The sequence below is a fragment of the Collinsella aerofaciens genome (genome assembly GCF_902501475.1).
Taxonomy (GTDB): domain Bacteria; phylum Actinomycetota; class Coriobacteriia; order Coriobacteriales; family Coriobacteriaceae; genus Collinsella; species Collinsella aerofaciens_AL.
The window spans coordinates 1-20,844 of the sequence record NZ_CABWIF010000004.1 but is presented as its reverse complement, the minus strand read 5'-3'; the positions used below and the strand labels follow the sequence as shown (position 1 = coordinate 20,844).

17 protein-coding genes and 1 tRNA gene are annotated in these 20,844 nt (G+C 62.7%); 4 read left to right on the top strand and 14 right to left on the bottom strand.

What is annotated here, in order from left to right:
• Nucleotides 1-2 precede the first annotated feature (2 nt).
• From GDJ93_RS01280 to GDJ93_RS01250, 7 genes are all read right to left on the bottom strand, one after another.
• The gene (locus tag GDJ93_RS01280; protein ID WP_152067458.1) at nucleotides 3-1,091 is read right to left on the bottom strand and encodes a hydrogenase large subunit; all 1,089 of its coding nucleotides are present in this window, start codon (nucleotides 1,089-1,091) and stop codon (nucleotides 3-5) included.
• A gap of 5 nt (nucleotides 1,092-1,096) precedes the next feature.
• On the bottom strand, nucleotides 1,097-1,813 hold the full coding sequence (locus tag GDJ93_RS01275) for an NADH-quinone oxidoreductase subunit C (RefSeq protein ID WP_152067457.1): 717 nt from the start codon (nucleotides 1,811-1,813) through the stop codon (nucleotides 1,097-1,099).
• Nucleotides 1,813-2,400: an NADH-quinone oxidoreductase subunit B family protein gene (locus tag GDJ93_RS01270; protein ID WP_152067456.1), complete on the bottom strand. Its 588-nt coding sequence runs from the start codon at nucleotides 2,398-2,400 to the stop codon at nucleotides 1,813-1,815. Before GDJ93_RS01270 ends, GDJ93_RS01275 begins: the two co-directional genes overlap by 1 nt.
• A 12-nt stretch (nucleotides 2,401-2,412) precedes the next feature.
• Entirely contained in the window at nucleotides 2,413-5,295 is a 2,883-nt protein-coding gene (locus tag GDJ93_RS01265; RefSeq protein ID WP_152067455.1) for a proton-conducting transporter transmembrane domain-containing protein, read from the bottom strand.
• A gap of 284 nt (nucleotides 5,296-5,579) precedes the next feature.
• Complete coding sequence (locus GDJ93_RS01260) at nucleotides 5,580-5,975, bottom strand: helix-turn-helix domain-containing protein (RefSeq protein ID WP_089573462.1); 396 nt, start codon at nucleotides 5,973-5,975, stop codon at nucleotides 5,580-5,582.
• A 449-nt stretch (nucleotides 5,976-6,424) separates the two neighbouring features.
• Nucleotides 6,425-8,455 (bottom strand): bilirubin reductase, long form, encoded by a 2,031-nt coding sequence (gene bilR, locus GDJ93_RS01255; protein WP_226812406.1) that lies wholly within the window; start codon nucleotides 8,453-8,455, stop codon nucleotides 6,425-6,427.
• A gap of 528 nt (nucleotides 8,456-8,983) precedes the next feature.
• Nucleotides 8,984-9,060: transfer RNA gene (locus GDJ93_RS01250), tRNA-Met, on the bottom strand.
• Between the two features lie 196 nt (nucleotides 9,061-9,256).
• On the opposite strand from GDJ93_RS01250, the gene GDJ93_RS01245 reads away from it, so the two are divergent.
• Nucleotides 9,257-10,030 (top strand): type III pantothenate kinase, encoded by a 774-nt coding sequence (locus tag GDJ93_RS01245; protein ID WP_152067453.1) that lies wholly within the window; start codon nucleotides 9,257-9,259, stop codon nucleotides 10,028-10,030.
• 198 nt (nucleotides 10,031-10,228) lie between these two features.
• Here GDJ93_RS01245 and GDJ93_RS01240 read toward each other — a convergent pair whose 3' ends face one another.
• The 3 genes from GDJ93_RS01240 to GDJ93_RS01230 all read right to left on the bottom strand — a co-directional run bounded on the left by GDJ93_RS01240 (nucleotide 10,229) and on the right by GDJ93_RS01230 (nucleotide 13,509).
• The gene (locus GDJ93_RS01240) at nucleotides 10,229-10,930 is read right to left on the bottom strand and encodes a hypothetical protein (protein ID WP_152067452.1); all 702 of its coding nucleotides are present in this window, start codon (nucleotides 10,928-10,930) and stop codon (nucleotides 10,229-10,231) included.
• Entirely contained in the window at nucleotides 10,931-12,661 is a 1,731-nt protein-coding gene (gene folP, locus GDJ93_RS01235) for a dihydropteroate synthase (RefSeq protein ID WP_152067451.1), read from the bottom strand. It abuts the gene before it with no gap.
• A gap of 95 nt (nucleotides 12,662-12,756) precedes the next feature.
• A complete protein-coding gene (locus GDJ93_RS01230; RefSeq protein ID WP_152067450.1) occupies nucleotides 12,757-13,509 on the bottom strand; it encodes an NAD-dependent protein deacylase in 753 nt (250 codons plus the stop codon).
• Between the two features lie 135 nt (nucleotides 13,510-13,644).
• Between GDJ93_RS01230 and GDJ93_RS01225 the strand changes: the two genes are divergently transcribed.
• Nucleotides 13,645-14,463, top strand: coding sequence for an exodeoxyribonuclease III (locus GDJ93_RS01225; protein WP_152067449.1), 819 nt, complete (start codon nucleotides 13,645-13,647; stop codon nucleotides 14,461-14,463).
• 148 nt (nucleotides 14,464-14,611) lie between these two features.
• On the opposite strand, the gene GDJ93_RS01220 is transcribed toward GDJ93_RS01225, so the two are convergent.
• The 3 genes from GDJ93_RS01220 to GDJ93_RS01210 are packed head-to-tail and all read right to left on the bottom strand — an operon-like array spanning nucleotide 14,612 to nucleotide 17,860.
• Nucleotides 14,612-15,325, bottom strand: coding sequence for a DUF6580 family putative transport protein (locus tag GDJ93_RS01220; RefSeq protein ID WP_035136563.1), 714 nt, complete (start codon nucleotides 15,323-15,325; stop codon nucleotides 14,612-14,614).
• Between the two features lie 4 nt (nucleotides 15,326-15,329).
• Nucleotides 15,330-16,973: an ABC transporter ATP-binding protein gene (locus GDJ93_RS01215; RefSeq protein WP_152067448.1), complete on the bottom strand. Its 1,644-nt coding sequence runs from the start codon at nucleotides 16,971-16,973 to the stop codon at nucleotides 15,330-15,332.
• Nucleotides 16,973-17,860 (bottom strand): energy-coupling factor transporter transmembrane component T family protein, encoded by an 888-nt coding sequence (locus GDJ93_RS01210; RefSeq protein ID WP_226812405.1) that lies wholly within the window; start codon nucleotides 17,858-17,860, stop codon nucleotides 16,973-16,975. The genes GDJ93_RS01215 and GDJ93_RS01210 overlap by 1 nt, the downstream gene beginning before the upstream one ends.
• 199 nt (nucleotides 17,861-18,059) lie before the next feature.
• On the opposite strand from GDJ93_RS01210, the gene glmU reads away from it, so the two are divergent.
• Entirely contained in the window at nucleotides 18,060-19,472 is a 1,413-nt protein-coding gene (gene glmU / locus GDJ93_RS01205; protein ID WP_152067447.1) for a bifunctional UDP-N-acetylglucosamine diphosphorylase/glucosamine-1-phosphate N-acetyltransferase GlmU, read from the top strand.
• Nucleotides 19,473-19,665: 193 nt separating this feature from the next.
• The gene (locus GDJ93_RS01200) at nucleotides 19,666-20,652 is read left to right on the top strand and encodes a ribose-phosphate diphosphokinase (protein ID WP_055285377.1); all 987 of its coding nucleotides are present in this window, start codon (nucleotides 19,666-19,668) and stop codon (nucleotides 20,650-20,652) included.
• Between the two features lie 103 nt (nucleotides 20,653-20,755).
• Here GDJ93_RS01200 and GDJ93_RS01195 read toward each other — a convergent pair whose 3' ends face one another.
• Nucleotides 20,756-20,842 carry an IS3 family transposase gene (locus GDJ93_RS01195; protein ID WP_226812388.1) on the bottom strand — a complete coding sequence of 29 codons (87 nt, stop codon included), beginning with the start codon at nucleotides 20,840-20,842 and terminating at the stop codon, nucleotides 20,756-20,758.
• Nucleotides 20,843-20,844 lie beyond the last annotated feature (2 nt).

Here is a 20,844-nt window from a genome sequence, read left to right as displayed (position 1 = left end):
GCCTACCTTTCCGTGCAGCTAATGCAGGGGTCGATGGTCAGGATAATCATGGGCACGTTGGCAAGGAGCACGCCCTGCAGCGCATGCGTCAGACCAGCCAGGTTCTGCGACGTCGGCGTGCGCACGCGGAAACGGTCCAGGTTCTTGGTACCGTTACCGCGCACATAGTAATATGCCTCGCCGCGCGGCTGTTCAATCACAACCTCGCCGCGCGCGCCGTCGGCCGGCGTGAGCTTGGTACGCCCGCCGATACCGTCGTGCGGAATCTTGCCGACAAGCTCCTTGATAATGTCCATGGCCTGCGTGACCTCGGCACAACGCACTTGGCAGCGGGCATAGCAATCGCCATCGGTGGCAACGATGGGCTCGAACGCAGCCAGGTCCGCGTAGGCACCGTCGCCGAACATGCGCACGTCGTAGTCCACGCCCGAGGCGCGCCCGAACGGACCGACCATCGAAAGCTCCAGCGCGTCTTTCTTGCTGATCACGCCCACGCCATGCAGGCGCTCGCCGCAGCTGTCGTCATCCAAAAACGTATGCACCAGGGCCTCGTAGTCGGGACGCATGGCCTCGAGCGTCTGGACAATACCCGCTAGCTCGGAGTCCTCGATGTCGTGCTTAAGGCCGCCGATCTCGTTAATCGAAAGGATCACGCGGCCGCCGCAGGTGCTCTCGAAAATCTTGAGAATCTGCTCGCGCAGGGTCCACGACCGATAGAACAACGCCTCGAAGCCAAAGGCATCGGCGAGCAGGCCCAGCCACAGCAGATGCGAGTGGATGCGCGAAAGCTCATGAAGAATGGTGCGGATATACTGCACGCGGCCGGGCACCTCGATGTCGAGCATGCGCTCGCAGGCGCTGGCATAGCCATAGCTATGGCCCACGGCGCAGATGCCGCAGATGCGCTCGGCGATGTAGCCAAACTGATGCATGTCGCGCTTTTCGGTGAGCTTCTCGAGTCCGCGGTGCACAAAGCCGATCTGCGGAATTGCCTCGATGACGCGGTCGTCCTCGATCACCAGGTCCAGATGAAGCGGCTCGGGCAGCACCGGGTGCTGCGGGCCAAACGGAATAACGGAGCGATGTGCCATGGGCCTTACGCCTCCTTTTTCTGCTTGTCGCGGGCGGCCTTGGCGGCAAGCGCCGCGCGGACCTTGGCCGCTTTCTCGGGATCCATGGCGGCGAGCTTTGCCTCCATCTCAGCAGCCTTGAGCGCGGCCTTGGCAGCGGCATCGTCATGCTGAGTATCGGAGCCGGCAGCCGCAGCGGGCTGAGCAGCGGCGCCCGCGGCGTCGCCGGCGCTCGCAGCACCCTCCCCTGCAGCAGCCGCAGCCGCGGCGGCCTTTTCGGCCGCGGCTTTGCGCGCCTTGGCCTCGGCGGCGGCACGGACCTTCATGGCCCTCTCGCGTGCGGCCTTCACCTCGGGCGTGATAACGCTCATGGGTTCGGCAGTCGAGACCTGGTAGAAAAAGCCCTTAAAGTCAATCTGCATATCGGTGATGGCAAGACCGAATAGGTCGTGCGCTTCGTTTTCAAACGGAAATACCGCCGGATAGTACGAGCTGATGGACGGAATCTCCTGATACTGATCAATTCCCTCAACCATCAGGTTCTCGATCGCATAGCTGCCGTCCTGCGCAATATGCTCCTGAGCAGCACGAACGTCGATAAACGTATAGACCAGACGATACGATCCGTCGTCCACACAGCGCTCGGCATGCATCTGCACAAAGCGCGCGCCGGTACCTTTGAGCGCCTGCACATGCGGCAACAGTTCATCGATCCCGACGGTGATGTAGATTGCCTTTTGCATTACTCGGCCTCCTTTGCAGCGACGGGCGCTGCGGGCTTCTCGGCAGGCGCGTCACCGGCAGCGTCAGCCCCGGCCCCCGCAGCTACAAACCCGTCCTCGCCCAGCTCAACGCCACCGTCCCAGGTTGCGGCGCCGCCCACGGTAAGCGGGTCACCGCCAGCGCGCATCACGGCCTCCTTCTGGTCCAGAATGCCGCACGCCTCCACAATGGCATCGATCACGGTCTCGGGACGAATGGCGCACCCAGGCGCGTACACGTCCACGGGAACCGCACGATCCACGCCGCCGATCACGTTGTACGCATCGCGGAACACGCCGCCCGAACACGCGCAGATACCGCAGGCCAGCACGCACTTGGGCTCGAGCATCTGGTTGTAGATCTGGCGCACGACGGGCAGGTTCTGGGCATTGACCGACCCCGTCACCAAAAAGATATCCGCATGCTTGGGGTTGCCGGTGTTGACCACGCCAAACCGCTCCGCATCGAACAGCGGGGTAAGTGAGGCCAGCACCTCAATATCGCATCCGTTGCAGCTCGAGCCGTCGTAATGAATAACCCACGGCGAGCGCGACATTTTATGATCCATGGATGCCACCTCCTAAATAAACACGTCGACGAGGATGGGCATAAGGTTGAGCAGGCCAAACACCAGCGCCACACCCCAGCCGAGCTTAAAGCAGCTGCGCCAGGTGCTACGGGCGAAGGTGTTATCGATCAGCACCTCGACAAAATACGTCACAGCCATCACGACCAGGGCGACCACCCAACTCACCGGGTTGTCCCAGACAAAGAACATGCCCACCCACATCAAAAACAGCACGGTCTCGCACCAGTGCATAAGGGTCATCTTGGCCAGCGTGCCGCCGCTCATCTCGGTGGCGACGCCTTGGACAATCTCCTGATGCGCGTGATGCGAGTACGAAAGATCGAACGGCGACTTGCGCAGCTTGATGGTAAGCACCGCGAGCAGTGCGAGGAAAATGGGTGCGCTGTACACGATGATGGGGGCCGACTGCCCCGTCACGGCGATGGAATCGAAGCTGTCGGTGGCAAGGTACAGGCCCACGCTCATCAGCAGAACGGCGGGCTCGTAGCTCATAACCTGCAGCAGCTCGCGGTCGGCGCCGACCTGGGCAAACGGGCTTTGCGTCGAGGCAGACGCCAGCACCACAAAGATCGCGGCGAGCGTCACCATAAAGGAGCACAACATCGTGTTGGAACCCGACACAAAGATGCCGCCGCCCACCACGGTAAAGATGAGCGCGCATGCCATGTAGGTGTCGTCCATGGTGTTTACGCTGGCAGGGGCCTTGCGCAGCAGCTTGGCAACGTCGTAGAAGGGCTGCAGCAGACGCGGGCCCACACGACCCTGCATGCGGGCCGAAAGCTTACGGTCAAGGCCGTCAATCAAACCGCCCACAAGCGGCGCAATCAAGGCAAACGCCACGGTGCCTATAAAGATGCCCACGACACCCGAACCTTCGAAATACTTGCCGCGCAGCACCGAGGGCGCGCTCATGGCAAGTCTCTCGGGCCCAATCCACGCGCAACACAGCAGCGCAAACAAGATAATGCTGCAGCACACGACGCTACCCGCGGGGCCAATACGCTTCTCGCCAAGGGCGTCCTCCGAATACCAATTGCGCTTTTCGGCCTTCACCTCGTGTCCCATCGAGCCGCGGAAATGACGATATTTGTCGGTTCCCACACCCGAAAGGTACACGTTGACGTGCGGCTTGTTGCTCACGCGGAATGAAGTCAGCAGCACCACGGCGATAAACGCCACGATAACCACCATCAGATACATGGCGTCCTTGCCGATAACGTACGGCACGCGGCCAAACACCATGGCCAAGTAAGGCGACACCAGACCGCTCGAGATAACCGGAAACGCCACGCAGCACAGAATCAGCAGCGCGGCGATGGTGTTGAGCGCCATCCACTCGGTCTTATGGACATTGACCTCAACGTTTTGAGCCGTGGGATCGACGCCCGAAAGCTTGGCAAGCCACTTGCCCCAGAAGAAGAACGTCGCGGCTGAGCCAAAGGCAAGCACCATAATCATGAGCACGTTGCCGGTCTGCGCGAACGCCACCAGGGCGCCCCACTTGGACACGAGCATGCCAAACGGCGCCACGAACATGCCCATGATGCCCAGCATCATCAGGCGCGTCAGGTGCGGCATGCGGCTGAACATGCCGTCCATGTCCTCGATATTGCGGCTGCCGATATGATGCTCGGCCGTGCCCACGCACAGGAACAGCAGCGACTTTGCCACCGTGTGGAACAGGATCAGAAAGATGGCCGCCCATACGGCCTCGGGCGCGCCGACACCCAAGCAGGCACTGATGAGGCCCAAGTTGGAAATGGTGGAGTACGCGAGCACGCGCTTGGCGTTGCTCTGCGAGATGGCCATGAGGGCAGCGAGCAAAAACGTGATGGCACCCACACTCGTGACCATAAAGCCGGTCACGGGATAGATGGCATAGAGCGGGCTCAGCTTGACCATCAGGAACACGCCGGCTTTGACCATGGTTGACGAGTGCAGCAGGGCGCTCGTGGGCGTGGGGGCAACCATGGCGCCCAACAGCCACGTGTGGAACGGCATCTGTGCGGCCTTGGTGAGTGCGGCGAGCGACAGCAGGACGACCGGCATCACCAGCAGCGCGGATTGCGCGGTTCCGGCGCCGGAAAGCTCGATCATGCCCGAGATGGTCAGCGGCATGCCGTTGACGTGCAGGTACATGAGTCCGGCCAAAAACGCGATGCCGCCCAGCATGTTGAGGATGATCTGGATAAAGGCGTTCTTGATGGCCTCGGGCGTGCGCGTGTAGCCAATCATGAGGAACGAGCACACGGTGGTGATTTCCCAGCCGCAGAACAGCCACTCAAGGTTGTCGCTCGTCACGATGACGAACATGGCTGAGAGGAACAGGAACATGAGCGCCAGGAACTGCGGGCGACGGTCGGGCGCGGTCTGCCCGCGCAGCGCAGCCTCGTGCTCGTCATGGGCCTGGAAGTCCTTCATGTAGCCCAGGGCATACACGCAGATTAGGCTGCCGACGATGCCGACGGCAAGCACCATGATCACGCTCATGTAGTCTAGGTAGAGCGGCGTAGCGGTGACGACCTCGACCGCAGGCGACGCCATGGCCGCAAAGGCGAACGAGCCCACCAGCTGGACTGTGCCGAGCACCGTGGCGAGCGTGCTCTTAAATTTGTGCGCGTTGTACAGGATTACGGCGCACAGGATGACGTCGATGACGGAGCTGATGATCGAGAGCACATGCGAGGTGTCGGGGGCAACCTCAAAGCTCTGCGGACCCGTGCCAAAAAACATGACGGCGACTACAACTGTCACCGCCATAATAATGCCGGAGCCTATGAGCCCCACCGCATCGCGAGCGCGGTCACCGCGCGCGAGCAGCATGCCCAGCGCCGGTACCAGCGGAAACAGGGTAAGGAAATACAGTAGCGTCATACCATCACTCCCCCATGCAAAAACGCTGCAATTGTTTAACGTTATAGCTCAATTGAGGAGTAGCGGCGGCAGGTTTTCGGTCAACTGGGGAGTTTTAGGCGTACAGGGCAAGGGTACGTCCGCATTGGAGTAGAGGGGTGACGCTCCCTTACCGCAACGACGGACGCGCGGGCCGCTGCGCGCGGTTTATTGGCCACGTTGGAGGATGTCCCGATAGGCTCGCGCTGGTCCAAAAGTTGGCGCGGCAAGAAAAATGCGCCCCCGTGGGCGCACCATCCCGTTTGCTATTCCGCCTTTTTAACGCGCGGCTTGCGACCGCGCGGCTTATCGACCAGTGCGGACTCACCGCTCTCGCGGTACTGACGGCACCAAGCCTTGACCGAAGACTCGCTGGGAATCTTGTGCTTGATCATGGCCTCGCGAACCGTTAAGCCGTTTTCCAAGCGATCCTTAACCACGGCGAGCTTAACTTCGTATGAATAGGTGTGATGATGCGAACCGGCGTTGAGAACGGCGTCGGCACCGCCCACAGCATACGCGCGAGCCCACTGACGAGCCGTGGCCTGAGGAATGCCAAGCTCCGCAGCGAGGGCGCGATGACCGACCCCCTCTTGGAGGATCTCGACGGCGCGCTGCCTAACCTCGGGCGCATGCGTGCGAGTCCTAGTTGCTTCCGACATACCTGCCACTTCTTAGCCTTAACCGTTAATCTGCTTTCTTACGTGCAAGTTAGATAGTAGCATTTTACTGTTTGCTCAAAGCAGTTAATTAAAATAGACGCGGCGCTATCTGGGCATTTGGCACCAAATTACGACATATCTTTATCGATTATTTACGCTGGTAGCTGACTCACAGCTAATCGTCATTCGCTTGTCAACAAAATTGGCATCTCTTTATGTCCTTTGGTATAGCGGATATAGTTATTAACCCCTCCCCCAATAATTTTGAGTGATCTGCAAGGCAGTAGACGTCCTCATTCCTCATGATTACCGCGCATTGCCATCCACCGGAGCAAAACAAAAAGGGCGGGACCTGCTGCGCTTGCAGGCCCCGCACCGGTTGACACCCGACGGGACACAGCCGGGCGAGACGAATCCGTGCTACCGCCCCGCCTGGCCGCGATGTTCAACTACAGCTCGTTGGCCGCGTGATATGCCGTGCGGATGGCGCTCGCGATGTCGGCGGTGCGCTCGCCCGAGCAGTCGCCCACGCAGGTCACGGGCACCGTTACGCCGTCCAGGTCAAACGCGTTGGCCTTGGAGCCCACGGCCATCACCACGTAATCGCAGGAGATCTTTACCGGCTCCTCGGCGCCGTCCTCGGTGGTGCGAACAGCCTCCACGCCCTCATCGGTAATGGCGGTCAGGCGGGTCTTCACGTGCTGCTCCACGTTGTGCTCTGCAAAGTCGCTCATGATCAGTGGCAGAATGGTCTCGGACTCGCCCGCGGCAATCTTGTCGAGCATCTCCACGATCGCCACCTCGCAGCCGTGCTGCAGCAGGTACTCGGCAGTCTCGGTGCCCACCAGGCCACCGCCAATGACGGCGACGCGCCCGCTGAGCTCCACCTTGCCGGCCAGCACGTCCCAGCTCGAGACGACCTTCTCCGAGTCGGCACCCGGAACGGGGATGACCACGTCGTGCGCGCCCACGGCAACAATCGCGGCGTCGGCGGCGTTGAGGTCCTCAGCGGTAGCGGCATGGCTGAGCTCAACCTTCACGCCCAGGCCAGGCAGAATCTTCTCGTAGTACTCGACCGAGCGCATGATCTCGTCCTTGCGCGGAGGCGCAGCCGCCAGCACAATCTGGCCGCCCAGATGATCGCTCGCCTCGTAGATGGTCACGTCGTAGCCGCGCTTGGCCGCCACGCGCGCAGCCTCCAGGCCGGCGATGCCACCGCCCACCACGGCGATCTTCTTGTCGCCCTCGCCCGGCTTGATGGCGATGGTCGCCTCGTCACCGTTCTCGGCATTGAGCACGCACGAGATGTACTTGCGGCTTTGAATCGCGTCGACGCAGCCCTTGTTGCAGTTGAGGCACTCGCGAATGGGCTCGCCCGTGGCGGCCTTCAGCGCAATGTCGGGGTCGCACATGAGCGAGCGGCCATAGGCGATGATGTCGGCCGCGCCGTCTTCCAGAATCTTCTCTCCGGCCTCGACCGAGACAACACGGCCCACGGTTGCCACCGGCACGGAGACCAGGGCCTTGACGCGCTCGGCCACGGGCAGCGTCCAGTTGTAGGGCATGGCGCCCATGGGCGGAATGGTGTCACCCATGTTGCCGGTGTGGTTGGCCTGTGCAACCTGGATCATGTCGATGCCCGCGCCCTCGAGCAGCTTGGCAAACTCGCAGGCCTCGTCGGGCTGCAGGCCGCCCTTGCCGCGCGGCGTGCCGTCGGGGTTCTCCATGATCACGGGGAGCTTGTACTCCACCATCAGCTGCGGCGCGGCTTCCTTAATGGCAGCGACGACCTCCAGCGCGTAGCGAACGCGGTTCTCGAACGAACCACCGTACTCGTCGGTGCGCTGGTTGAGGATGGCCGAGCACAGCGAACCCACCAGGCGGTCGCCGTGGACCTCGATGGCGTCGATCCCGGCCTGCTGCGCGCGGGCGGCCGAGGCAGCGATGGCCTCCTTGATCTGGGTGAGCTGCTCTACGCTCGCCTCGTTCACAAAGTGCTGCATATCGTGGTGCAGCTTGGCGTAGGCCTGGTTGCGAATCTCGTTGGACTCGGCCATCTTGGCGGCAAAGGTCTCCTCGTCACCGGCGGCCTTGGCCTCCTGCGCGGCCTTGGCGGCAGCCATGGATCCCATGACCATGCGGCCGACACCGGGCACGTCGTACTCGGGGTGGAACAACTGCAGCGCGACCTTGGCGCCGTGCTTGTGGACGGCGTCGGCCAGGGCCTTAAACGTGGGGATCTGGGCGTCGGTCGCCAGCTTGGGCGTGGGGCTTGCGGTCATGACGGGAGCGACGTCGCCGATGACGATGTAGCTCACGCCGCCACGGGCCAGGCGCTCGTAAAAAGCCAGGCTGCGCTCGCCAATGGAGCCGTCGCGCTCCTCGTAGCCGGTGGTCAGCGGCGGGAACATAATGCGGTTCTTGAGCTCAAGGGGGCCAACCGTAATGGGCTGGAGCAGCTTGGATGCAGGTGCGGTCATGGACATTCCTCTCTTGTAGGCGCGGCGGCGATGATGCCGCGTAGTTGTCTAGAGGATATGGCATGGGGGCATGGCGGCACAACGGAAATCGGCGAATATCAGGTGGCGGCAGGTGGATGGGGCAGAGCGGCCCGTCGGTTCGTCTCAATCTGTAACAGTTACTCGGCAAAACCGGGTCTTACTGTTACAGATCGAGATATTCCCCTCGACCCAACCTCAACAATCTCAATCTGTAACAGCTAGACCCACTTTTGACCCCTACCTGTTACAGATCGAGACAAACCATACCCGCCTGCTAGAAAATCTCAATCTATAACAACAACTCGGCAAAATCCGTCCCTCGTGTTACAGATTTAGACAAACACGACCCAACCCACCGGTATATCTCGATCTGTAACACCTAGCCGCCCAAATCGGGTCTAGATGTTACAGATCGAGATTTTGTTTGAGAGGCCGAGAATTGGACCGAAAACACGGTCCCGGAATAACAAAAAAGCTCGCCGGCTAGGCCGACGAGCTGCAAGTTCTTGGTCGCGGGGGCAGGATTTGAACCTACGACCTCCGGGTTATGAGCCCGGCGAGCTACCAGACTGCTCCACCCCGCAATGTCTGGGCGCCTCATGTGCGCAAGAAAGAATATTACGCGGGAGTTCGGCAAACGGCAAGAAAAATCTCGTAGAGCATAATTCCTTCATATTTAAACTCCTCACCCCCTATCACCGTAAACGAATCGCAGCCGAGCGCCATCGACGGCACGTATACAATGGTGCGCGTCCTTTTACGCCGACACCGGGAGTAGACATGCTGCTCGCTATCGATATGGGAAATACGCAGACGGCCATGGGCCTGTTTGACGGAGACGAGCTGGTGCAGTCGTGGCGCATGCCCACCGACCGCTCCTATACCGCCGACGAGATCCATGTGCGCCTGATGGGTTTCTTTAAGATGTACGGCCTTTCGCTCGATGCGGTCGACGCGATCGCCTTTGCGGGCGTGGTGCCGCAGCTCTCGCGCGAGTGGCACGCCGTGGCCGACCGCATTGCCGCGGACGCCATCGTCATCGGGCCGCAGACGGCCGCCGTAACCAAGCTGCGGGCGGCGCGCCCCCAGGCCGTTGGTGCCGACCGCATCGCCAACGCCGTCGCTGCCGAGACCTTCTATGGCGCGCCGGCGATCGTGGTGGACTTTGGCACCGCGACCAATATCGACGTCATCGATGAGGACGGTTATTACATTGGCGGAGCGATCGCGCCGGGCATTCGCATCTCCATGGACGCGCTTGCCGCCCGTGCCGCCAAGCTCGCCAGCGTGCCGCTCGAGGCGCCCGAGCACGCCATCGGCCGCGATACCGAGGAGTGCATCAAGGTCGGCGCCGTAACGGGCGCCGCCGCCATGGCTGAGGGCCTGGTCGCGCGCATGAAGCGCGAGCTGGGCCGCGAGGATGCCACCGTTATCGCCACGGGCGGTCTCGCCAGCATCGTCGCCGATTCGACCGATGCCTTCGACGTGGTCGACGGACAGCTCACCATCAAGGGTATCTGCGAAATCTACCGCCGCATGCAGGAGCTGGGATAGAGCAGGAGCTTAAGTCGAGCACGCCCGATGCCACAGCCCCCGCAAACGTTCGCCAAGCCTATTCCTCAAAATCGAAAAATTTTCAGTTTTGAGGAATAGGGCGCTGGCAGCCCATTCCCCAGACAGGCGAAACCCTCCCCGGCACAGGCCGAGAAGGGTCTTGTTGTCATCGTTATCTTTGAGCGCGGGCGCCACGCGTTACAGTCCGCGAATTCGTACGGCCTCGGGCGGAAACTCCTGCTCGCCGGCATCGGTCTTGATAGTCGCACGACCCCAGATATCCAGGCCCGCAAACACACCGACCGCAAGCGGCAAACCGCTGAGCGGCACCGCCGCAACTTGGCGGCCCAGCAGCGGCACCATGTCGAAGTACTCGCCCAGCACGGGAGCCAGCGGCCCTGCGGCGCCTTGCGGCGTGTTGGCAACAACCGCCCAGGCGTCCACGCGGGCCAGCATGGCGGCGGCCAGCGCCTCGACCAGCGCTTCGTCAGCCACGTCCACACCGAGCTCGCTCAACGCCGAACGCTCAATATCCACCGTCACGGCACCGAACATGCCCGCAGCACCGGCACCGCCGTTCACGGCAACACGCGCGAGCGACGTCTCAAACGCAGGCGCACCGCACACGATATCGCTCGGCCACTGGATACCCACCTTACCGGCAAGGCCCAACCCCGGCGTCGAAGCCGTGCCCACGAGCGCGTCCATCATGCCCATCGCGGCCACAAACGGCAGGCCGTGGAAGGCGTGCATATTCACATCCGGACGCACGACCAGCGAAAACGTCAGCGAAGCATCGCCCGCGCTCCACGCGCACCAGCCCGCGGACACGCCCTCGCGGCCCGCGTCGCGCGCCGCGTCGAGCTCGGTGCCAGCGGCAACAGCATTCATCTCGATCATCTACATACGCCCCAATTCGCCCACGATATGGCCCACGCGGTCCTCGGGCTCCTTGACCTCGACACCGTTGTAGCGGAAGAACCGCGCCGGGTCGTGCATCAGGTCCTCGAGCGGCACCAGCACAAAGTCGCGTTCGCCGATCAGCGGATGCGGCAGGCGCAGCTTTTTGCCGCCGTGGGTCTCGCCGTCCATCCACAGCAGGTCCAGGTCGATGGTGCGCGGACCGTTGGCCTTGGCCTTTTTGGAGCGGTCGCGCCCCAGCTCGGCCTCGATCTTCATGAGCTCATCGAGCAGCACCAGCGGCGCCAGCTCGGTCTTGATCTCGATGACGGCGTTGGCAAACGCGTCCTGGCGCGTCTCGTAGGCCGGCTCGCTCTCGTAAATCTTGGAGGAGTTGGACACGCAGGTGAGTGGAATCTCGGCGATCATCTCGCGTGCAGCGCGGATGTTGTCGCAGCGATGCCCCAGGTTGGAGCCCACGGCCACAAACGCGCGGCGCGGCTGCGGCTTGGCAACCGCCCAGTAGCCGTTTAGGAACTGCGCAAAACCCGCGGCGTCGTGCACGCGCACGATGTTGGCACCGGCCTGGATGGCGCCCAGGCACACGCCAAACGTAGCGGCATCGCGCTCGGCGGCCTCGGTCACGCCCGAGACGGCGCCCACAAAGCGCTTGCGCGACACGGCGCACATGAGCGGATAGCCCAGTGACGCCATCTTGGCAGTCTCGCGCTGGATGACGATGTCCTCGTTAGCCGACTTACCAAAGCCCGGGCCAGGATCGATGCAGATGCGGTCGCGCGACACGCCGGCATGGATGAGTGTGCGGGCCTGGTCAGACAGAAAGCCCATGACGCGGCGCATGATGGGCGCCGAATCGGGCAGGGTGAAGCGGCGGAGCTGCGAGGTGGGCACGTAGGCTTCCTCGCGGCGGGCGCTGCGGCGCATCATGGCGGCCAGACGGTCATTGGACTCCGATGCGGCCTCGGTGGCTGCGGGCGCGGGCGCGACGGTCTCGGCGGCAGCAGTCTGCTCGGTGGCGGGCGTCTCCTGCTCGCTTGCAGGCTCGGACGTGGGCTCCGGTTCGCCAAACGGCAACGAGGGCTGCACCACGCCGCCCGGAAGCTTGGCCTCCGACTTAGGCTCACCCAGCAACTTGCCGCGACGGCGGCGAGCCGGCTTCTCGGCCTCACGCGCGGCCTCGGCAGCCGCCTCGCGCGCCTTCTCGGCAACAAACGCTGCTGCCGAGGTATCGAGCTGCACCGTTGCGTGCGTGCGGGTGGGCGCGGCGACCTCGCCGGCATGCATCACGATGATGCCGCAGGTGCTCGTCTTAACAAACTCGACCATCTTGGGATCGGTGAAGCCGGTCACGTCGTTGACGATCGAGGCGCCGCAGCGCACGGCCGCCTTGGCAACCGCCACATGACGCGTGTCGATCGAGACGATGGCGCCCTCCTTGGCCAGCGCGCGCACCACGGGCAGCACGCGGCGAGCCTCCTCGTTGGGGTTGACCGGGGTAAAGCCGGGGCGCGTGGACTCGCCGCCCACGTCGATGATGTCGGCGCCGGCGTCGAGCATCGCCAGGCCGTACTCGATGGCGGCATCCGGATCGAAGTGCTCCCCGCCATCGCTAAACGAATCGGGCGTCACGTTGAGGACGCCCATGATGCGCGGACGGTCAAAGCTGAGCTCATACTTTCCGCACCGCCATGTCTTGCTGTCGTTCGCCATGAACATCCTCCTAAAATGCCCACGCCGCCGAGCTTGGGGAGCTGGCGGCGGGGTCGCTTTGCACTCAGTCTTTCTATTGTATCCGCGCGCGCGGGCTAGAACGCAAACGCGGCCGCGATGTCGCAAGAAATCAGCAGGTCGGCATTTGCATCCTGATCGGTGGGAGCAAGGTTGCATATGGCCAGCGTATCGCCGGTAAAGTAACGCGTAAGGCCTGCCGCCGGATACACCACGAGCGAGGTCCCGCCCACAATGAGGGCATCGGCCGCGGCGATGGCGGCAACGGCACCGGTCAACACATGCTCGTCGAGTGGCTCCTCGTAGAGCACTACATCGGGCTTGATGCGGCCGCCGCACGCGGGGCACGCAGGCACGCCCGCGGCGTCCTCGTGCTCGCGCGAGCAAATCCACTCGGCGCTATAGACCGCGCCGCACGACTGGCAAATGTTGCGATGGACCGATCCGTGCAGCTCAAACACACGCCGTGAGCCGGCCATCTGATGCAGGCCGTCGATATTTTGCGTCACCACGGCATTTAGCTTGCCGGCGCGCTCCAGCTCGGCCAGCTTGGTGTGGCAGCGATTGGGCTTGGCGCCAAGCGCGATCATCTTGGTGCGGTAGAAGTCGAAGAACTCGGCCGGATGCGCCTCGTAAAAGCTATGCGACAGCATGGTCTCGGGCGGATAGGCAAACTGCTGGTGATACAGGCCGTCCACGCTGCGGAAATCGGGGATGCCACTTGCCGTGGAAACACCCGCGCCGCCAAAGAAGACCACGCGCTTGTGGGTGTCAAACAGATCCGCCAGCGCGGCGGAGGCCTGCCTGGGGTCCGATATTGCCTGCGTCATATGAGTCCTCCGTCCTTGCTAGTCGGGCAGCGTTGAGCGACGCCCCAGCATGCGACCTTTAAGTCAGCATGCGCGGAGCCCACCCCGCCCCTGTTGCGCTAATCTTAAGCCTGCCAACCCCGTCGAAAGGACACCATGCCTCAGACTTACACTTTCGCCTCGTGGAACGTCAACGGCCTGCGCGCCGTGCTCAAAAAGGACCCGAGCTTTATCCAGATCGCGCAAGAACTCGACGTCGATATCCTGGCGCTGCAAGAGACCAAGCTGCAAGAAGGCCAGGTTGATATTGACCTGCCCGACTATCACCAAACCTGGAGCTACGCCGAGCGTAAAGGCTATTCGGGCACTGCGGTCTTTAGCCGCCAGGAACCGCTGCGCGTGCTGCACGCCGACGCGCTGTTACCCCACACCGGCGAGGGCGAGGCGGCCGAGCTCGTCGCCCAAGCCGCAACCGAGGGCCGCGTCTGCGCGCTGGAGTTCGACAAGTTCTGGTTTGTGGATGTCTACACTCCCAACGCGCAAAACGAACTCGCCCGCATCGACGTGCGCATGGCCTGGGACGATGCCTACCGCGACTTTTTGAGCGCGCTTGAGCGCGAGACCGGCAAACCCGTCGTAACCTGCGGCGACTTTAACGTGGCGCACGAGGAGATCGACCTTAAGAACCCCAAGTCCAACCGCGGCAACGCAGGCTTTTCGGACGAGGAACGCGGCAAGTTTACCGAGCTGCTCGACGCCGGTTTCACCGACACCTGGCGCGCGGCCAATCCGGACGTCGAGGGCGTCTACAGCTGGTGGAGCTATCGCTTTAATGCCCGCAAGAACAACGCAGGATGGCGCATCGATTACTTCCTGGTAAGTGACTCAATCGCCGCCAACGTTCGCGACACGGGCATCCGCGGCGACATCTTCGGCAGCGACCACTGCCCCGTCACCCTCGCGCTAGAGCTCTAGCGCCAAGTAATTCCTGGGGGACAGAGGAAAACAGATCATGTGGCCCCTCTCCCCCTATAAGTTGCGGTGGAATAGTTCCTGTTTGGGCAGCAAATAGCCAAAAACGAGAACTATTCCACCGCAAGTTCGTGAGGGAACGCGAAATGTCCTACAGCCCGTATTTCACGACGACACGGTTAATGCGGCGACACCAAGGCTTGTACAAGGCGGCCAAAAACACGCAGGTCGCAAGGCCGTGCGTAATATCGAACGGCACTGCCGTGGCAAGACGCGCCGCGGCACCCGCCCAAGTAAGCGGCTGTACAAAACCAATGATGTCATACGCGTTGATCACGACGCCATAGAGCAGGCCCGACGCAAAGCCGTACGCCAGCAGCGCTGGCATGCGCACGGTGCCGTCGGCGCGGTCGAACGCACCCGCATACGCCAGCACACCGCCAACGTATCCCACGAGCCCCCAGGCATACATCTGCCACGGCGTCCACATGCCCTGTCCAAAAAAGAAATTGCTGGTCAGCGCCGCCAGCGCGCCAACCATAAAACCATTGCGGCGACCAAGCGTCGCCCCCGCGATAATGGCGATGGCGCTCACCGGTTTAAAGTCAGGAATGGGCCCAAACAGGATGCGCCCCGCCGCCGCCAGCGCCGCCAGCACCAGCGTGGGCATAATCTGGCGCAGGCCCGGTCGCGACGCCTCGTAGCCTGCAAAGAACAGCGCAAGCACCAGCGCCACCACGACAAGCATGGCGAGCGCCGCCTGCTCAACACCCGACAGTAACGCCGCAGCCATCACCGCCGGCACTGCCAACAACAGCGGGATCTCCAGTTTTGCAAGCAAACGCGAGAAACGACAGTCCGTCATCCTATCACGCCCTATAGAACACGTTGTCGGCAAAGAAGTCGGCCGGCGGCTCCATGCAGGCAATCTCGCCGTCAAACATCATGGCGACGTCGTCGGCTACCTGCTCGGCAAAGTCCAAATCGTGCGTAGCCATGATGACGGTGCCGCCAGCCTTCGCATGGTCACGCAGGGCGCGGGCGATGATGCGGCGGCTGAACAGGTCTAGACCCTTGGTGGGCTCGTCAAGCAGCAGCAGCTCGGGGCCGATCAGCAGCAGCTTTGCCAGTGCGAGCAGCTGGCGCTGTCCGCCCGAAAGATCGTACGGATGGCGTCCATCCAGACCCGACAACCCCAAGCTCGCCGCACGCTCCCGCGCCAAGTTCTCGTCATATCCGCAGGTCGAGGCCCATTCCATCAGCTCATCGCGAACCGTCTCGGCAACCAACAATGCTTTGGGATTCTGAGGCAGCAGCGCCGCCGAGGCCGCTCCGCGCACCATGCGGCCGCGCTGCAGCTTGGCGGTCTTCGCCAGCACCGAGAGTATCGTCGACTTACCGCATCCGTTGCCGCCCACGATCGCATGCACCGCACCGGCCGAAAACGCCACGTCGAGCCCGCGCAGCACCCAACCGCCCGCGCGATCGTAGCGAAACCAGCCTTCCGACAGGGTGGTAGCCGACCCGCCGTGCATTTTTTGGAGTATTCTGCTTCCATCCGTGCGCGGGAAAGCTTCCGAGCCGTTTTCGAGCGACGTTTGCGCCACAAATTCTGACGATTTGTCCAATTCTGAACTTTTTTTCGCGCTCGATACGTCCCCGGGCGGCTCTGGAGAGCCCAAATTGTCCTCACGCCTGCTGAATACTCCTTTATTTGCACATCGGATGGCACCCCACCCCAACATGTCATCGGAAAACAGCGATTCTCGGCGTCCCAAAGAAGCCATATCCGCCACCTCGCGCACGCGACCGTCCTCAATCCGGTACGCACACGTCGCGTATTCGAGCATTGGGCGCGGCTGATGCGTCGCCACAACAACCGTGCAGCCCAGCTCGCGATTCACACGAAACAGCGCGTGCAGAAAATTCTTCTCAGCAACGGGATCGAGCTGAGACGTGGGCTCGTCGAGCAGCAGCACGCGCGGGCGCAGCGCCAGGACGGCGGCAAGCGACAGCAGCTGCTTGCGGCCACCCGAAAGCGTATCGGTATCACGATGAAGCCAGTCCTCCAGACCAAAGAAATAGCTGGTCTCGGCAACACGGCGGCGCATCTCGTCGCGCGACACACCCAGATTCTCTAGGCCAAACGCCATCTCGTGCCACACGGTCTCGCACACAATCTGGTTCTCGGGATCCTGAAACACATAACCCACGCGCTCTGCCGATGCCCGCACGTCCATGTCGGCAACGTTCTCGCCCAGCACGCGCGCATCGCCAGTGCGCTCGCCCGCTGGAGCGATCTCGGGCTTGAGCAGCGAGAGCAGCGTCGACTTACCCGACCCGGTACCACCGACAAGCAACGCAAACGCCCCTTGGGGAACACGCCAATCGAGCTCCCCGAACACTGGCGTCTCGACCCCGGGGTAGGCAAAGCTCAGGCTCCGCACCTCAATCGCCGGCATATCCGGGCCGCACGCCGCGCCCGACACCGGGCCCCTATCCAACCGAGCCATCAGCCAAACCTCTTCTCATCAATCGCGTGCAACGCGCAAGGCAACACCATCCAGGCGGCGTACACGACATAGCCTGGCCACGGCGCCGGCACCGAGAGCTGCGGGTAAAACGAATACTGCGTCGTCGCGGTCCACGCCACCGCCACCGCGACGGCGCCAAACACCGCAAGTCCAACCAGCGCGGCAGCGTCGCCGCGCCCCAGTCGATACCGCGCATACGTCGTACGACGCGTCGCGGCACCCCACCCGCGCGAGCGCATCGCGTCCGCGCGCTCCAGCGAATCTTCCATGCCCCAGCCCATCAACACGCTCGACGCCCGCAGGCGCGAGCGCACGGGGTCGGCCGGCGCACGCCCCGGTACATCAATCGCATCCTGCACCGCCAGCACCGTGCGGCCGCGGCGCAAAAACTGCGGGATAAGCCTCATGCACATCGAGATCATGAGCGCAATCACCGGCGCGGCGTTGCCTAACAGTGCGAGTACCTTGTCGTATTCGAGCATCGACGCCGCGGCCTCAAACCACAGCACGCTCGCCACAAACAGCCCGCCCATGCACAGGCCGTATACCATGCTTTCCAGATACACCGCGCGCATGCCAATACGGAACAGCTCCGTCGATCCCGAGGCGCTAAACAGCGGATTGACCAGCGCGATAATCAAAATCACCGGCAACTGCCAGCGGAGTGCGCCCAGCGTGCGGGCAGCCCCATGCGTCGCAAATCCATACGTCAGCCCGCCCGCAAGCGACAGCGCGATCAGCACCGGCTGCATCGAGAACATGGTGAGTCCCAGCGTCAGTACTATATAGAGTGCCGGCACAGCCGGATGCGACATCGAGAACGCCGCGACGGGCTCGCCGCCAAACTCCTCTTGTATGTTGTCCACGGGCACCCCCGTCCCCTCGCTCAAACGACAGCTCCGCAGCACCGCCAACGCCGCACGCAAGCAGTACAAACGTCACGCCAGCGGCACCGACATCGGCCGCCATGAGCCAATCGCTACGCGCTCAACATATGCCTGCGGTATCATATTGCGCCGTGTATCGTTTCCAAACACACGTCTCTATAACGTAACAGGAGATCACATGGACGCAACCGCAATTATCCTCGCTGCCGGCGAGGGCACCCGCATGAAGTCGAACCACTGCAAGGTTTCGCACAAGATCCTGGGCAAGCCCATGGTCCAGTGGATCGTCGACGCTACCATCAAGGCCGGCTGCAGCCGCGTCGTAGTCGTCATCGGCAGCCACGCCGACGAGATGCGCGCCCTCATCGACGGCGCCTATGCCAACAGCGCTACCAAGGTCGAGTGCGTCGAGCAGACCGAGCGCCTGGGCACCGGCCACGCCGTAAAGGTCGCGCTCGAGGCCTGCGGCATCGCGCAAGGCCCCGTCGTCGTGCTCAACGGCGACCTGCCGCTCATCACCGCCGACACCGTCGCCAAGTTCGCGCAGACCGTCGCTACCGGCGAGCTCGCCTGCACCGTCATGACCATGACCCCGCCCGATCCCTTCGGCTACGGCCGCATCAAGCTGGGCGCCGATGGTCAGATCGAGCGTATCATCGAGCAGAAGGACTGCACGCCCGAGCAGGCCGCCACGCTGCTGGAGTGCAACGCCGGCTGCTACGCCTTTGACGGCGCGCAGCTCGCCGCCCACATTAACGAGATCGGCAACGACAACGCGCAGTCCGAGTACTACCTGCCCGACATGCTCGAAATCCTCAAGGGTCACGGCCAGGCGGTCTCCATCTTCCACTGCGATGACTACCGCGACGGCCTAGGCGTCAACAGCCGCATTCAGCTCGCGCAGCTCACCGCCATCGCGCGCGACCGCATCAACGAGCACTGGATGGCCGAGGGCGTCACGTTCATCGATCCCACGCAGGCCTGGATCGGCCCCGATGCCACCATCGGCCGAGACACCATCGTGTGGCCGCAGACGCATCTGATCGGTCACGTCACCGTGGGCGAAGAGTGCCAGCTCGGCCCCAACAGTCGCCTCACCGACACCACCGTCGGCAGCGGCTGCACCATCGATGAGACCATCGCCATCGAGGCCGTCATCGAGAACGGCGTCGACTGCGGCCCGCGCGCCTACCTGCGCCCGGGCACCCACATGCTCGACGGCTCCAAGGCCGGCACGCACGTGGAGATCAAGAAGTCCACGATCGGCGAGGGCTCCAAGGTGCCGCACCTGTCCTACATCGGCGACACTACCATGGGCTCCGGCGTCAACGTGGGCGCAGGCTCCATCACCTGCAACTACGACGGCGTGCACAAGCACAAGACCGTCATCGGCAAGGACGCCTTCATCGGTTCCGACACCATGATGGTCGCGCCCGCCCAGATCGGCGACGGCGCGCTCGTGGCCGCCGGCTCTGTCATCACCGAGCCGGTCCCGGCCGACGCACTTGGCCTGGGTCGTGCCCGCCAGGTAAACATTGAGGGCTGGGCCGCCGATTACCGCCGCCGTCTGCACGAGGACGACGAGGTATAACGTTTTACCAAGCATCTAAGGAGCTGTTCCCATGGGGGCGGCTCCTTTTTCTATTGTGACCTGCGCGACAGGATGAGTGGTCGGTTCGTGTCCGTTGACGGTAAAGACGTTATCAAGACTCGATAAACCCCGCCGCACGGTTACAATGCAAAAAGGCATCTATATGGCATTCGATGTATAAAGGAGAAGGGTAATGCCGATTAATGATCCCGAGAAGTCGGAGAATATGCGCAAGTCCATCCGCGTGTATTCCGGTTCCTCCAACCGTCCCCTCGCTCAGAAGATCGCTGAGTACCTTGGGGTCGAGCTTTCGGGCCTTACGCTAAAGCAGTTCGCCAACGGTGAGATTTACGCCCGCTACGACGAGACCGTCCGCGGCGCCGACGTCTTCCTGATTCAGTCCGTGGCCGGCGGCAACGTCAACGACATGCTCATGGAGCTGCTCATCGCCACCGACGCTGCCAAGCGCGCATCCGCCCGCTCCATCACCGCCGTTATCACCCACTACGGCTATGCCCGCCAGGACCGCAAGGCCGGCCCGCGCGAACCCATCACCGCCCGCCTCGTCGCCAACCTGCTCGAGCGCGCCGGCGTCGACCGCATCATCACCCTCGACCTGCACCAGGGTCAGATCCAGGGCTTCTTCGATATCCCGGTCAACCACCTGTCCGCACTGCCGCTGTTTGGCCAGTACTACAACGCCATGAACTTCGACACCGACAACCTGGTTGTCGTCTCCCCCGACGTGGGTCGCGCCAAGGCCGCCAAGAAGCTGTCCGACATGCTCGGCTGCGACCTGGCCATCGCCCACAAGGGCCGTCCGCGCCACAACGCCGCCGAGGTCATGGGCATCATCGGTGACATCAAGGGCAAGACCTGCATCATCAACGACGACATGATCGACACCGCTGGCACCCTGTGCGCCAACGTCAAGGAGCTCAAGGCTATGGGCGCTGGCGACATCTACGTCTGCGCCACCCACGGCATCTTCTCCGGTCCGGCCATCGAGCGTCTGAACGACGCCCCGATCGTCGAGTGCCTCGTCACCGACGCCATTCCCGTCGAGGTCGGCGGCAAGATCAAGACCATCTCGGTCGCCGAGGAGTTCGCTCAGGCCATCTCCGCCGTTTACCACGAGGAGCCCGTCTCCACGCTCGTCGGCGGCGACTTCGCGCTGTAGTCGCATCGTCCTTGTAACCCGGCGCATCGCCGTCGGAACAGAAGAAACCCCCGCGCTCCCCCTTGTGAACTGCACCCCAAAACTTGGACGGCTTAAATAAGAACTACGCCGCAAGGGACTGTCTCCGGAACTCCTCCGGGGTCAGTCCCTTCAGTTTAACCTGGCGCCTCCTCGTGTTCCAATGGACCACGA